This is a genomic window from Stenotrophomonas sp. FBCC-B152, from assembly GCF_059134105.1.
This window is the reverse complement of record NZ_CP101442.1, coordinates 963,171-976,092: the sequence shown is the minus strand read 5'-3', so window position 1 is coordinate 976,092 and position 12,922 is coordinate 963,171. Positions and strand designations below refer to the sequence as shown.

9 protein-coding genes and 2 pseudogenes are annotated in these 12,922 nt (G+C 66.9%); 9 read left to right on the top strand and 2 right to left on the bottom strand.

Annotation, left to right across the window (positions count from 1 at the left end):
* Positions 1 to 234 precede the first annotated feature (234 nt).
* From lpxD to NMB40_RS04710, 7 genes and pseudogenes are all read left to right on the top strand, one after another.
* Positions 235 to 1,257: a UDP-3-O-(3-hydroxymyristoyl)glucosamine N-acyltransferase gene (lpxD, locus tag NMB40_RS04740; RefSeq protein ID WP_282248351.1), complete on the top strand. Its 1,023-nt coding sequence runs from the start codon at positions 235 to 237 to the stop codon at positions 1,255 to 1,257.
* Positions 1,254 to 1,709, top strand: a complete 456-nt coding sequence (gene fabZ, locus NMB40_RS04735; RefSeq protein WP_068850460.1) for a 3-hydroxyacyl-ACP dehydratase FabZ — start codon at positions 1,254 to 1,256, stop codon at positions 1,707 to 1,709. The genes lpxD and fabZ overlap by 4 nt, the downstream gene beginning before the upstream one ends.
* Positions 1,706 to 2,491, top strand: a complete 786-nt coding sequence (gene lpxA, locus NMB40_RS04730; protein ID WP_494360311.1) for an acyl-ACP--UDP-N-acetylglucosamine O-acyltransferase — start codon at positions 1,706 to 1,708, stop codon at positions 2,489 to 2,491. Before fabZ ends, lpxA begins: the two co-directional genes overlap by 4 nt.
* A 14-nt stretch (positions 2,492 to 2,505) precedes the next feature.
* Positions 2,506 to 3,681, top strand: a pseudogene (gene lpxB / locus NMB40_RS04725) (lipid-A-disaccharide synthase); the annotation flags it as partial.
* Positions 3,678 to 4,337, top strand: a complete 660-nt coding sequence (gene rnhB, locus NMB40_RS04720) for a ribonuclease HII (RefSeq protein WP_494360310.1) — start codon at positions 3,678 to 3,680, stop codon at positions 4,335 to 4,337. The pseudogene lpxB and the gene rnhB, both read left to right, overlap by 4 nt.
* A gap of 525 nt (positions 4,338 to 4,862) precedes the next feature.
* Positions 4,863 to 8,444, top strand: a complete 3,582-nt coding sequence (gene dnaE / locus NMB40_RS04715; protein ID WP_494360309.1) for a DNA polymerase III subunit alpha — start codon at positions 4,863 to 4,865, stop codon at positions 8,442 to 8,444.
* Between the two features lie 79 nt (positions 8,445 to 8,523).
* The gene (locus tag NMB40_RS04710; protein WP_494360308.1) at positions 8,524 to 9,483 is read left to right on the top strand and encodes an acetyl-CoA carboxylase carboxyltransferase subunit alpha; all 960 of its coding nucleotides are present in this window, start codon (positions 8,524 to 8,526) and stop codon (positions 9,481 to 9,483) included.
* A gap of 55 nt (positions 9,484 to 9,538) precedes the next feature.
* Here the strand turns inward: NMB40_RS04710 and NMB40_RS04705 are convergent, their stop codons facing one another.
* Positions 9,539 to 9,994: a CopD family protein gene (locus NMB40_RS04705; protein WP_494360307.1), complete on the bottom strand. Its 456-nt coding sequence runs from the start codon at positions 9,992 to 9,994 to the stop codon at positions 9,539 to 9,541.
* Positions 9,995 to 10,124: 130 nt separating this feature from the next.
* On the opposite strand from NMB40_RS04705, the gene NMB40_RS04700 reads away from it, so the two are divergent.
* Positions 10,125 to 10,721: a class I SAM-dependent DNA methyltransferase gene (locus tag NMB40_RS04700; protein ID WP_494360306.1), complete on the top strand. Its 597-nt coding sequence runs from the start codon at positions 10,125 to 10,127 to the stop codon at positions 10,719 to 10,721.
* 97 nt (positions 10,722 to 10,818) lie between these two features.
* Entirely contained in the window at positions 10,819 to 12,132 is a 1,314-nt protein-coding gene (locus NMB40_RS04695) for a polyhydroxyalkanoate depolymerase (RefSeq protein ID WP_494360305.1), read from the top strand.
* A gap of 40 nt (positions 12,133 to 12,172) precedes the next feature.
* Here NMB40_RS04695 and NMB40_RS04690 read toward each other — a convergent pair.
* Positions 12,173 to 12,805 (bottom strand): annotated as a pseudogene (locus NMB40_RS04690) (sensor domain-containing protein); the annotation flags it as partial.
* Positions 12,806 to 12,922 lie beyond the last annotated feature (117 nt).

Genomic DNA, 12,922 nt, shown 5'->3' with positions numbered 1-12,922 from the left:
GGGGTGTGAGCCGCATGGATGCGGCGACCAAGCCTCCAGGGACGGATTCACGGCGTCCCCCGCAAACCCGCACCGTCCCGCCAAACCAGAAGATCACGGGCCACAGGCTGTTCGCCCAAGTGCATGAAGCCGGGCAGAGCCCGGCGCTACTGGATCGCCTGCCACCTGAAGATAGGAAGGCCACCCCAACCCCCCGAACATGACCGAAGTCACGCCACACGGTAAACTCCCGGCGTGAACACTCCTACCTATACCGCCCAGCAACTCGCCGAGCAGTTTGGCCTGCAGGTCCATGGTGATGGCAGCACCGCCATCCGTGGCGTGGCCACGCTTGCCCATGCCGGCCCCGGCCAGCTGACCTTCCTGGCCAATCCGCGCTACCGCGCCCAGCTGGCCGACAGCCAGGCCGGCATCGTGGTCCTGCGCGCCGAGGACGCCGAAGCCGCGCCCGGTACCGCGCTGATCGCCAAGGATCCGTACACCACCTTCGCCAAGATCGGCGCGCTGTTCGACATCGCCCCGACCCGGCCGCCGGGCATCCACCCCAGCGCCGTGATCGATCCCGAGGCACAGGTCGCCGCCAGCGCCCACATCGGCCCGTTCGTCACCATCGGCGCGCGCAGCGTGATCGGCGAGAACTGCATCATCGGCGCCGGCAGCATCATCGGCGAAGACTGCAGCCTGGACAGCGGTTGCGAACTGATCGCCCGCGTCACCCTGGTCACCCGCGTCCGCATCGGAAAGCGCGTGCGCATCCATCCCGGCGCCGTCCTCGGCGCCGATGGCTTCGGCCTGGCGATGGACGCCGGCAGCTGGATCAAGGTGCCGCAGCTGGGCGGCGTGCGCATCGGCGACGACTGCGAGATCGGCGCCAATACCTGCGTCGACCGCGGCGCCCTCGAAGATACCGTGCTCGACAACGACGTGCGCCTGGACAACCTGGTCCAGATCGCCCACAACGTCCAGATCGGCGCCCACTCGGCCATCGCCGGCTGCACCGGCATTGCCGGCAGCGCCAAGATCGGCCGCTACTGCCTGCTCGGCGGCGCCGTCGGCGTCGTCGGCCACCTCGAGATCTGCGACAAGGTGGTGATCACCGGCAAGTCCGTGGTGCGCAACTCCATTACCGAACCGGGCGAATACTCGTCCGGGACCCCGTTGACCGACAATCGCACGTGGCGCAAGAACGCCGCGCGCTTCAAGCAGCTCGATGCCCTGGCCCGTCGCATCCTGTCTGTGAGCAAGGAGAAGGAATGAGCCACGAACAGAAGCTGCCGGACATCACCCAGATCCAGGCGTTGATCCCGCACCGTTACCCCTTCCTGCTGGTCGACAAGGTTGTCGCGATCGATTACGAGAAGCGCACCATCGTTGCCACCAAGAACGTCAGCATCAACGAGCCGTTCTTCCAGGGCCACTTCCCCAGCCAGCCGATCATGCCCGGCGTGCTGATCATCGAAGCCATGGCCCAGGCCGGTGGCGTGCTGACCCAGCTCACCCTGGGCCGCGACGCGCAGTCCAAGCTGTTCTACATGGTGAAGGTGGACAAGGCCCGCTTCAGCAAGCAGGTCGTGCCCGGTGACGTGCTGGAAATGCATGTCGAGATCAAGCGCGTGATCCGCAACATGGCGGTGTACGACTGCGTGGCCAAGGTCGACGGCGAGATCGTCGCCTGCGCCGAAGTGCTCTGCGCCGGCACCCGCGAATGAACGGGCCGCTCATCCACCCCACCGCGGTCATCGACCCGTCGGCGAAACTGGCGGCGGATGTACGTATCGGTGCGTTCTGCCTGATCGGTGCCGATGTCGAGATCGGCGAAGGCACCGAAGTCGGCCCGCACTGCTCGATCCACGGCCCGACCCGGATCGGCCGCAACAACCGTTTCATCGGCCACGTTGCCGTGGGCGGCGAACCGCAGGACAAGAAGTACGCCGGCGAGCGCACCGAACTGGTGATCGGCGACGACAACGTGTTCCGCGAATTCGTCACGCTCAACCGCGGTACCGGTGGCGGCGGTGGCATCACCACCATCGGCAACGGCAACTGGATGCTGGCCTACACCCACATCGCGCACGACTGCCACGTCGGCAACCAGTGCGTGTTCTCCAACAACACCACCCTGGCCGGCCACGTGACCGTGGGCGACTACGTGATCATCAGCGGCTTCGCCGGTGCCCACCAGTTCTGCCGGATCGGTGCCCACGCCTTCCTGGGCATGGGTGCGCTGACCAACGGCGACGTGCCGCCGTTCACCATGGTCGGCAGCGATTCGCTGGGCCGCCCGCGCGGCATCAACAGCGAAGGCCTCAAGCGCCGCGGCTTCGATGCCGAGCGCATCGCCAGCATCAAGCGCGCCTACCGCACGCTGTACGTGGCCGGCCTGCCGCTGGCCGAAGCCAAGGTGCAGCTGGCCGAACAGGCCACGCAGAGCGCCGACGTCAAGGACATGCTGGACTTCATCGAGCACGCCGAGAGGCCCCTGCTGCGATGACGGCGCCGGGCTCTTCGCGACCGCTGCGGATTGCGCTGGTCGCCGGTGAAGCCTCCGGCGACCTCCTGGGCGCCGGCCTGGTGCGCGAACTGCAGCAGCGGTTCCCCGACGCCGAGTTCGCCGGTATCGGCGGCGATGCGATGCGCAGCGCCGGCTGCCTGACCTGGTTCGATGCCAGCGAGCTGGCGGTCATGGGCCTCACCGAAATCCTGCGCCACCTGCCGCGCCTGCTGAAGCTGCGCAGTGAGTTCCGCACGCGCGTGCTGGAGTGGCAGCCGGACGTGTTCATCGGCATCGATGCACCGGACTTCAACCTGGGCGTGGAGCGCTGGCTGAAGCAGCGCGGCATCACCACGGTGCACTACGTCAGCCCGTCGGTCTGGGCATGGCGCGAGAAGCGTGCCGAGAAGATCGGCGCCAGCGCCGACCTGGTGCTGTGCCTGTTCCCGATGGAACCGCCGATCTATGCCCGCCACGGCATCGACGCCCGGTTCGTCGGCCACCCGATGGCCGATGACATTCCGCTGCACAGCGACCGCGAAGAGGCCCGCGTGGCCTTGGGCCTGCCGGCCAACGCCAAGGTGCTGGCGGTCCTGCCGGGCAGCCGGCTGGGCGAGATCAGCAAGCTGGGCGGCGCATTCTTTGAAGCGGCCTGGCAGGTCTCCGAACGCATTCCAGGCCTGCACGTGGTGGTGCCGGCGGCCAATCCGGCCTGCCGGGCGCTGATTCAGGAACAGCTGTCGCGCTCGGCGCTGCCGGTGGCGTATTCGCACCTGCTGGACGGACAGGCGCGCACGGCGATGATCGCCGCGGACGTGGTGGTACTCGCGTCGGGCACGGCCACGCTGGAAACGATGCTGGTGAAGCGGCCGATGGTGGTGGGTTACCGCGTGGCGGAGCTGACCTACCGCATCGTGAAGGCGCTCGGCCTGATCAAGGTGGACCGATTCGCATTGCCGAACATCCTGGCGGGCAAGGATCTGGCGCCGGAACTCATCCAGCACGACTGCGTGCCGGACAAGCTGGCCGACGCGATCCTGCAGTGGTTCGACCACCCGCAGCGCGCCATCGAGATCCAGGACACGTACGAGAAGCTGCACCTGCAGCTGCGCCAGGATGCGTCGGCGCGCGCGGCCGACGCGGTGGCGGAACTGCTGGCGCGCAAGCCGCACGGGAACGCGCCGGCATGAGCCGCCGCCACGCCGCGGCGGCCTCGCTGGCGCTGTTCGACGGGGCGGCGCTGGCGACCGTGGCGCCGCGCTATGTGGCGGGCGTGGACGAAGCGGGCCGAGGCCCGCTGGCCGGTCCGGTGGCGGTGGCGGCGGTGGTGTTCTGCCCGGACCGCCCGCGCCTGAACGGGCTGGACGATTCCAAGCAGCTCACGGCGCTCCGCCGCGACCAGCTGTTCGACAGGATCCAGCAGCGGGCGCTGGCCTTCCACGTGGTGATGGTGGACGTGGCGGAGATCGATTCGCTCAACATCTACCAGGCCACGATGCTGGGCATGCGCCGGGCGGTCGAAGCAGTCGCGCACGTGGCGCAGTTCGCGCGCATCGACGGCAACGTGGTGCCCAAGGGCCTGCCCTGCCCCGCGCAGGCGCTGGTCGGCGGCGACGCGCTCGACCGCGCGATCATGGCCGCCTCGATCCTGGCCAAGGTCAGCCGCGACCGCTACATGCTCCAGCTGCATGAGCAGCACCCCGAATACGGCTTCGACCAGCACAAGGGTTACGGCACCCCGGCCCACCTGGCCGCCCTGCGCACCCACGGCCCCTGCCCCCACCACCGCCGCAGCTTCGCGCCCGTGCGTGATTGCCTGGACGGTGCGTTGGTTGCTGCTGGCTGACCCAGTAGCAGCAACAGCAACAGCAACAGCAACAGCAACGACAAAAGCGAAAGCAAAAGCGGCTCGTCGGGGTTCGGCTGGCTTGGGCGACGGGTGTGGGTTTGCGGGACACGCCGCAAGTACGTCCATGTAGGCTCGTTCGCGCCATCCATGGCGCTCTACGGTCCCGCAAACCCACCCCCGCCGCCCTTTGACAGTTGGCTGGTGCCCAACGAACTTCAAGAACAGAGCCTTTGCTTCCGCCCTCCCGTGCGAGCCGACCTTCCGTTGGGGGCGGGGGCAGGGGTACGGGACCTTTCCTTGCAACATGGATGTTGCAAGAGAGCCCCCAGGGATGGGTTTACGGCGTGTCCCGTACCCCTGCCCCCGCCGCCGCCCCAGCCGATAGCCCAACCGCCCAAGCGCTCTGGCTCTGGCATCTGCTCTGGCTTCAGCTTGAGGCTTCGGCCTTAACCCAACGACCTGTCAAGCCTTGTTCCGCTTGCCCCGCGCGGCTACCCTGACCGGGCATTACATTGGCCCGGCATGTCCACTTCCCGTTTCGTACATCTGCACGTCCACACCGAGTTTTCGCTGGCGGATTCGACCATCCGTGTCCCGGCGAAACCGGATCAGGCTGACCCGAAAAAGGCCAAGCAGGCCAACCTGCTCAGCCGCGCCGTCGAACTGAACCTGCCCGCGTTGGCAGTGACCGACCTGAACAACCTGTTCGCGCTGGTCAAGTTCTACAAGGCCGCTGAAACGGTCGGCATCAAGCCGATTGCCGGTGCCGACATCATGATCGCCGAAGAGGGCATGACCCCCTGGCGCATGACCCTGCTCTGCCGCGACCGCGAAGGCTACCTCAGCCTGTCGCGGCTGCTTACCCGCGCCTGGATGGAAGGCCACCGCCCTGAAGGCGGCGTGGCCGTGCACCCCGACTGGCTCAAGGCGGGTTGCCACAACCTGTTTGCCCTGGCGGGCCGCGACAGCCTGGCCGGGCGCCTGGCCGGCGAAGGCCGCCATGACCTGGCCGAGCAGCAGCTCGCCGACTGGCAGCGCGTGTTCGGCGATGGCCTGCACCTGGAGCTGACCCGTACCGGTCGCGAAGGCGAAGAAGCGTTCAACCAGTTCGCCCTGGTGGCCGCCGGCCAGCGCGGCCTGCCCGTGGTGGCCAGCAACGACGTGCGCTTCCTGCGCCCGGACGATTTCAGCGCCCACGAAGCGCGCGTATGCATTTCCTCCGGCCGCGTGCTGGACGATCCCAAGCGCCCGCGCGATTACAGCGACCAGCAGTACCTCAAGTCGCCCGAAGAGATGTGCGCGCTGTTCGCCGACATCCCCGATGCGATCGACAACACGCTGGCGCTGGCCGAACGCTGCAACATCGAAATGCGGCTGGGCACCTACTTCCTGCCCAACTACCCGGTGCCGGAAAACGAAACGCTGGACAGCTGGATCTGCAGCGAATCGCGCAAGGGCCTGGAAGCGCGCCTGGAAAAGAATCCGCTGGCCGAGGGCAAGACCCGCGAGGATTACGTCGAACGCCTGGAATTCGAGCTGGCCACCATCATCAAGATGGGCTTCCCCGGCTACTTCCTGATCGTGGCCGACTTCATCCAGTGGGGCAAGAACCAGGGCATTCCGATCGGCCCCGGCCGTGGTTCCGGTGCCGGCTCGCTGGTGGCCTGGGCGCTGCAGATCACCGATCTGGATCCGATTCCGTACAACCTGCTGTTCGAGCGGTTCCTCAACCCCGAACGCGTGTCGATGCCCGACTTCGACATCGACTTCTGCATGGACCGCCGCGACGAAGTCATCGACTACGTCGCGCGCAAGTACGGCCGCGAACGCGTCAGCCAGATCATCACCTACGGCACCATGGCCGCCAAGGCCGTGGTGCGCGACTCCGGGCGCGTGCTTGGCTTCCCGTATGGCCTGGTCGATGGCGTGTCCAAGCTGATTCCCAACATCCTGGGCATTTCGCTCAAGGATGCGATGGGCGAAGGCAAGGACACGGAAATGGCATCGCCGGAGCTGATCCAGCGTTACCAGAACGAAGACGACGTGCGCGACCTGATCGACCTGGCACGCCAGCTCGAAGACCTTACCCGCAACGCCGGCAAGCATGCCGGTGGCGTGGTGATCGCGCCCGAACCGCTGGCCGAATTCTGCCCGCTGTTCGCCGAACACGATGAAGGCGGCCGTGGCCGCAACCCGGTCACCCAGTTCGACAAGAACGACGTCGAAGAAATCGGCCTGGTGAAGTTCGACTTCCTCGGCCTGCGCACGCTGACGATCATCGACTGGGCGGTCAAGGCGATCAACAAGCGCCACGCCCGCGCCGGCATTCCGCCGGTCGATATCACCGCGCTGCCGCTCGACGATGCGCCTACCTACAAGGACATCTTCGCCAACGGCAACACCGGTGCGGTGTTCCAGTTCGAATCCTCGGGCATGCGCCGCCTGCTGAAGGACGCGCGCCCCGACCGCTTCGAAGACCTCATCGCGCTGGTGTCGCTGTACCGCCCCGGCCCGATGGACCTGATTCCCTCCTTCAACGCGCGTAAGCACGGCCAGGAAGAAATCATCTACCCCGATCCGCGTACCGAAGCGATCCTGAAAGACACCTACGGCATCATGGTGTACCAGGAGCAGGTGATGCAGATGGCGCAGATCGTCGGCGGTTACTCGCTCGGCGGCGCCGACCTGCTGCGCCGCGCGATGGGCAAGAAGGTGCCGGCCGAAATGGCCAAGCACCGCGAGATTTTCCGCGAGGGTGCGGCCAAGGGCGGCGTCGACGGCCCCAAGGCCGACGAAATCTTCGACTTGATGGAGAAGTTCGCCGGCTACGGCTTCAACAAGTCGCACGCCGCGGCCTACGCACTGGTCAGCTACCAGACCGCCTGGCTCAAGCGCCATTACCCGGCCGAGTTCATGGCGGCCACGCTCTCCTCGGACATGGACAACACCGACAAGGTGGTGGGCTTCCTGGCCGAAGTGCGCAACCTCGGCCTGACCGTGCTGCCGCCGCGCGTGAACGAATCGGCGTACATGTTCGAAGCCTCCAGCGCCGACACCATCCAGTACGGCCTGGGCGCCATCAAGGGCGTGGGCCAGGGTGCCTGCGAAGCGGTGGTCGATGAGCGCCTGGCCAAGGGCCGCTACGCCTCGCTGCTGGATTTCTGCATGCGCATCGAATCGGGCAAGCTCAACCGGCGCACGCTTGAAGCCATGATCAACTGCGGCGCCCTCGATGGCCTGGGCAAGAACCGCGCCTCGCTGATGCTGCAGCTGCCTGAAGTGCTCAAGGCCACCGACCAGATGTCGCGCGAGAAGGCCTCCGGCCAGAACTCGCTGTTCGGCGCGCCCGACCCGGTCAGCACCGCGCTGCAGCTGGACCTGCCCGAAGCCAAGGAATGGGGTCTGGGCCAGCTGCTGGACGGCGAACGCGAAACGCTGGGGTTCTACCTCAGTGGCCATCCGTTCGACCCGCATGCCGACGACGTCAAGGAACTGGTCGGCACCGACCTGGGCATGCTGGAAAAACTCATTCCCCCCGCCCGCCCCAGCAAGGATGGCGAGAAGCGCGCCTGGCGCCAGGAAACCCCGGTGATCCTGGCCGGCCTGGTGGTCGGCGTGCGCCGCAAGGGCGAAAGCCAGGTGTTCATGCAGCTCGAGGACGGCAAGGGCCGGGTCGAGTGCAGCGCGTTCACCGACGGCCTGGCCGAGTTCGGCCACCTGATGACCAAGGACCGCATCCTGGTGGTCAAGGGCGGCCTGCGCGAGGACGAGTTCAACGGCGGCTATGCCCTGCGCATCCGGCAGTGCTGGGACTTCGAGGAAATCTGCGCCAATTACGCCACCCGCCTGTCGTTGCGCCTGGACCTGCGCCAGGGCGACCCGGTGTGGGCGCGGGTGAACGGCCTGCTCGACCGCCACCGTCCCGGCCGCACCCCCCTGCGCCTGGACCTGCTGCTGGGCACCGAGCAGGGCCCGGTGGCCGGCATGCTGGACGTGGCCGGCGAGACCGCCGTGCGCGTGGACAGCCAGCTGGTGGACGCCCTGCGGGCCGACCCGGCAGTGCGTACACTGAAAGTCCGGTACAGCCCGCCATGGGCGAACTAGGCACCGACCAGACGACGGCGTACGGGGCATTTAGACGCATTCGGCTACACTTTCCCTCTTTTCTTCACGACGGCTTCCGATGAATCCGAACTACCTCGACTTCGAGCAACCCATCGCTGATCTGGAGGCAAAGATCCAGGAGCTGCGCAGCGCAAGCGCCGGCCCGGCGGTCAATGTCGAGGCCGAAGTGCGCACCCTGCAGGACAAGCTGCGGCTGCGTACCGCGCAGATCTTCCGCAACCTGACCTCGTGGCAGGTGCTGCAGCTGGCCCGCCATCCTTCGCGCCCGTACACCGCCGACTACATCCGCCTCTTCTGCGATGAATTCCAGGAGCTGGCCGGCGACCGCGCCTTCGCCGACGACAAGGCCATCATGGGTGGCCTGGCCCGCATCGGCGGCCGTTCGGTGATGCTGATCGGCCACCAGAAGGGCCGCGACACCAAGGAAAAGATCAAGCGCAACTTCGGCATGCCCAAGCCGGAAGGCTACCGCAAGGCGCTGCGCCTGATGAAGATGGCCGAACGATTCGGCCTGCCGGTACTGACCCTGATCGACACCGCCGGCGCCTGGCCGGGCATCGATGCCGAATCGCGCGGCCAGTCCGAAGCGATCGCGCGCAACCTGATGGAAATGGCCGAACTGAAGGTACCGGTGATCTGCACCGTGATCGGCGAAGGCGGCTCCGGCGGCGCGCTGGCACTGGGCGTGGGCGACCGCACCGTGATGCTGGAATACAGCGTGTACTCGACCATCAGCCCGGAAGGCTGCGCCTCGATCCTGTGGAAGGATGCGGGCAAGGCCAAGGACGCCGCCGAACAGCTGGGCCTGACCGCGCCGCGCCTGAAGAGCCTGGGCCTGGTCGACAAGGTCGTGCGCGAGCCGACCGGTGGTGCGCATCGCAACCCGAACCAGATGGCCAAGCGCTTGAAGGCCGTGCTGCTCAACGAGCTGGACGCGCTGGAAAAGCTGTCCACCGAAGACCTGCTGCAGAAACGCTACGAGCGCCTGCGTGGGTACGGTGCGTACGAAGTGGCCTGATCGGCCGCTGCGGTTGTGGCAAGAAAAACCGGGCCATGCCCGGTTTTTTTGTGCCTCAGAAAGGCTTGGCCAGCACCAGCCAGACCACGCCGATGAACAGCACCAGCGGCAGCTCGTTGAACCAGCGCAGCGCGCGCGACGACGGCAGTACCTTGCCCTTCACCGCGCCCTTCAGCAGCCGCCCGGTCCACGAGTAGTACACCAGCAGCAGCACCACCAGCCCCAGCTTGGCGTGCAGCCAGCCCGCCGCGCCCGGCGCGACCATGGTCGGGAAATCCGGAATCACCCAGTACCCCAGCCACAGCACCAGCCCCAGGATCAGCGCGAAGCCGAACATCATGTGGCCGAACCTGTACAGGCGCAGGCCCATCAGCTGCAGGCGCTCCACCACCGGCAGCTGCCCGGCGGTCTCACTCAGGTTGACCAGGATCCGCGGCAGGTAGAACACCGCTGCCATCCACGCCACCACGAACAGCAGGTGGAAGGTCTTGACCCAGTAGTAGGACTGCATGCGCTTGCTCCGGCGGCTGGCTTGGGATGTCGTTCATTCTGGCCGATTCACGCGGGCAGCGCATGCGCGGCGGATTGACGCAGCGCGCTCGGCTACCATGTGCACCCACGTCCTCGACCCCTGTCCCCGCATGCAGAAGACCTACGACCAGGCCTACTTCCAGCGCTGGTACCAGCCCGACCAGACCGGTGGCGCGGCGCGCCTGGCGCGCAAGGTCGCGCTGGCCGTGGCCAGTGCCGAGTACTACCTGGAACGCCCGATCCGCAGCGTGCTGGACATCGGCGCCGGTGAAGGCGCCTGGCGCGCGCCGCTGCTCAAGCTGCGCCCGCGCATGCAGTACATGGGCTTCGACAGCAGCGACTATGCGGTGCAGCGCTACGGCCGCAGCCGCAACCTGCACCCGGCCCGCGTCGGCGATTTCGCCTGGCTGCGCCCGTGCGCGCCGGTGGACCTGCTGGTCTGCTCGGACGTGATGCACTACGTGCCCACCCGCGAACTGCGCCCGGCCCTGGCCGGCTTCGCCGAGCTCACCGGCGGCGTGGCGTTCCTGGAGGCGTTCACCGCCGAGGATGAGTTCGAGGGCGACCACGAGGGCTTCCAGGCCCGCCCGGCGGCCTGGTACCGCCGCCAGCTCACCGCCGAAGGCTTTACCGCGCTGGGCTCGCACTGCTGGCTGTCACCGGCGCTGGCCGGCCATGCCGCCGCGCTCGAACGTGGCGGACGCTGATCTCAGGCCCGATTGCGACGAATCGGCCCATTAAGGCGCTTTCGGCCCGGGTGGAGTATGCTGCGCGGCAACATAAGACCATACATATTCGGACGTCATGCTCTATCAACTGCATGAATTGACCCGCAACCTGCTCGCGCCCTGGGTGCACCAGGCCCAGGCCAACGCCAAGTTCTTCGCAAACCAGGGGCACTGGTGGTCACAGATGCCCGGTGCCGACCGCCTTTCGGCGGTGAACGAGCTGTTCCATCGCATCGGCAAGGATTACGAGAAGCCCGAGTGGGGCATCAACGAAATCGAGGTCGACGGCGAGCGCGTGCCGATCGTGGTGCACGAAGAAGTCAGCAAGCCGTTCTGCAAGCTGCTGCGCTTCAAGCGCCACAGCAACGAAGCCGACCAGCTCAACACCATGCTCAACCAGCCGTTCGTGCTGGTGGTGGCGCCGCTGTCCGGCCACCACGCCACGCTGCTGCGCGACACCGTGCGCACCCTGCTGCGCGACCACCGCGTGTATGTCACCGACTGGGTGGACGCGCGCATGGTGCCCGGCAGCGAAGGCGAGTTCAGCCTGGACGATTACATTGCGTACGTGCAGGAATTCATCCGCCACCTCGGTGCGGAGAAACTGCACGTGGTCAGCGTGTGCCAGCCGACCGTGCCGGTGCTGGCCGCCGTTTCGCTGATGGCCAGCCGCGGTGAAACCACGCCGCGTTCGCTGGTGATGATGGGCGGCCCGATCGATGCGCGCTGCAGCCCGACCGCGGTCAACAACCTGGCCACCCAGAACCCGCTGTCGTGGTTCGAGAACAACGTCATCCACACCGTGCCACCGGGTTACCCGGGCGCGGGCCGCCGCGTGTACCCGGGCTTCCTGCAGCATGCCGGGTTCCTGTCGATGAACCCGAGCCGGCACTTCAGTTCGCACTGGGATTTCTATGCCGACCTGGTCAAGGGCGACATGGAAGATGCCGATGCGCACCGCCGTTTCTACGACGAATACAACGCAGTGCTGGACATGCCGGCGCGCTACTACCTGGACACCATCCGCGTGGTCTTCCAGGAATTCCTGCTGCCGCGCGGCGAGTGGTACGTGCAGGGTGAGCTGGTGGATCCCGGCGCGATCACCGGCACCGCGCTGCTGAGCATCGAAGGCGAGCTGGACGATATCGCCGGGCTGGGCCAGACCGAAGCGGCGCAGGAACTGTGCACCGGCATTCCGGCTGCGCGCCGTGAGCACTTCGTGGTCGAGGGCGCCGGCCACTACGGCATCTTCAGCGGCCGTCGCTGGCGCGAAACGGTGTACCCGAAGGTGCGCGATTTCTTCGCCGCCAATGCGCAGGCTGCGGCGAAGCCGAAGAAGGCGACCAAGGCCGCAAGCAACGTCACCCCGATCCGAAAAAAAGCGGGGTAACGCCCGGTAGGTGACGACCGTTGGTCGTCACCTCCAGCAATTACAGGCGCACCAGCAGGTGCTTGGCCATCTGGCCGTGCAGGTGGCCGATGATGCGTGCCAGGTGCATGGTGCAGAACAGGATCACCACGCCCAGTACCGCCAGCGCCGGGGTGGCCCACAGCGGCAGCACCACCAGTTCGCTTTCGAAGTACAGGCTCGGCGCGCCCAACGCGAACATCGAAGCCACCGGCGCCCAGATGAAGACCAGCGACACGGTGAGCAGCGTGACCGCCACAGTGAAGTAGATGATGCCCAGCGGCAGCATCAGCATGAAATACAGCATCGTCAGCCAGGTGCGTCCATCGGTGAACATGTCGCCGATGCGCTGCAGCCAGCTGCGGCTGCGGTCTGCGTAACGCGGCCGGCGCGGCATGCGCTCGCCCAGCAGCACTTCCACCAGCCGCCCTTCCAGCAGCGCCAGCCCACGCACCGAGCCGAAGAACAGCACCGTGAGCGGAATGCCGATGATCAGGATCAGCAGCCCCAGCGAGAGCGACAAGCCGGTGATCACCCAGGTGAAGAAGAAGATGCCGGTCGCCAGCGACAGCAGCATGTAGAACAGCGCGCCATAGGTGCGCGGTTCCAGCGCCACGCCGAAGAAGCGTGCCAGCGCCGAACGATGCGGCGGAACCCGATCGCTGGGCGGCGCTTCGCTCCCCGCTGCAGCCGCTGCGGCGGCAACACCCGGTGCCACCTGCGCCGGCACCACCCGGGCGATCGGCCGCACGCTGGCACTGGGGGTACGCAG

Bases quoted from the DNA above. Each gene is read 5' to 3' on its own strand.
- fabZ (WP_068850460.1), top strand. From the start codon at position 1,254: ATGAGCCACGAACAGAAGCTGCCGGACATCACCCAGATCCAGGCGTTG.
- lpxA (WP_494360311.1), top strand. From the start codon at position 1,706: ATGAACGGGCCGCTCATCCACCCCACCGCGGTCATCGACCCGTCGGCG.
- rnhB (WP_494360310.1), top strand. From the start codon at position 3,678: ATGAGCCGCCGCCACGCCGCGGCGGCCTCGCTGGCGCTGTTCGACGGG.
- dnaE (WP_494360309.1), top strand. From the start codon at position 4,863: ATGTCCACTTCCCGTTTCGTACATCTGCACGTCCACACCGAGTTTTCG.
- NMB40_RS04710 (WP_494360308.1), top strand. From the start codon at position 8,524: ATGAATCCGAACTACCTCGACTTCGAGCAACCCATCGCTGATCTGGAG.
- NMB40_RS04705 (WP_494360307.1), bottom strand. From the start codon at position 9,994: ATGCAGTCCTACTACTGGGTCAAGACCTTCCACCTGCTGTTCGTGGTG.
- NMB40_RS04700 (WP_494360306.1), top strand. From the start codon at position 10,125: ATGCAGAAGACCTACGACCAGGCCTACTTCCAGCGCTGGTACCAGCCC.
- NMB40_RS04695 (WP_494360305.1), top strand. From the start codon at position 10,819: ATGCTCTATCAACTGCATGAATTGACCCGCAACCTGCTCGCGCCCTGG.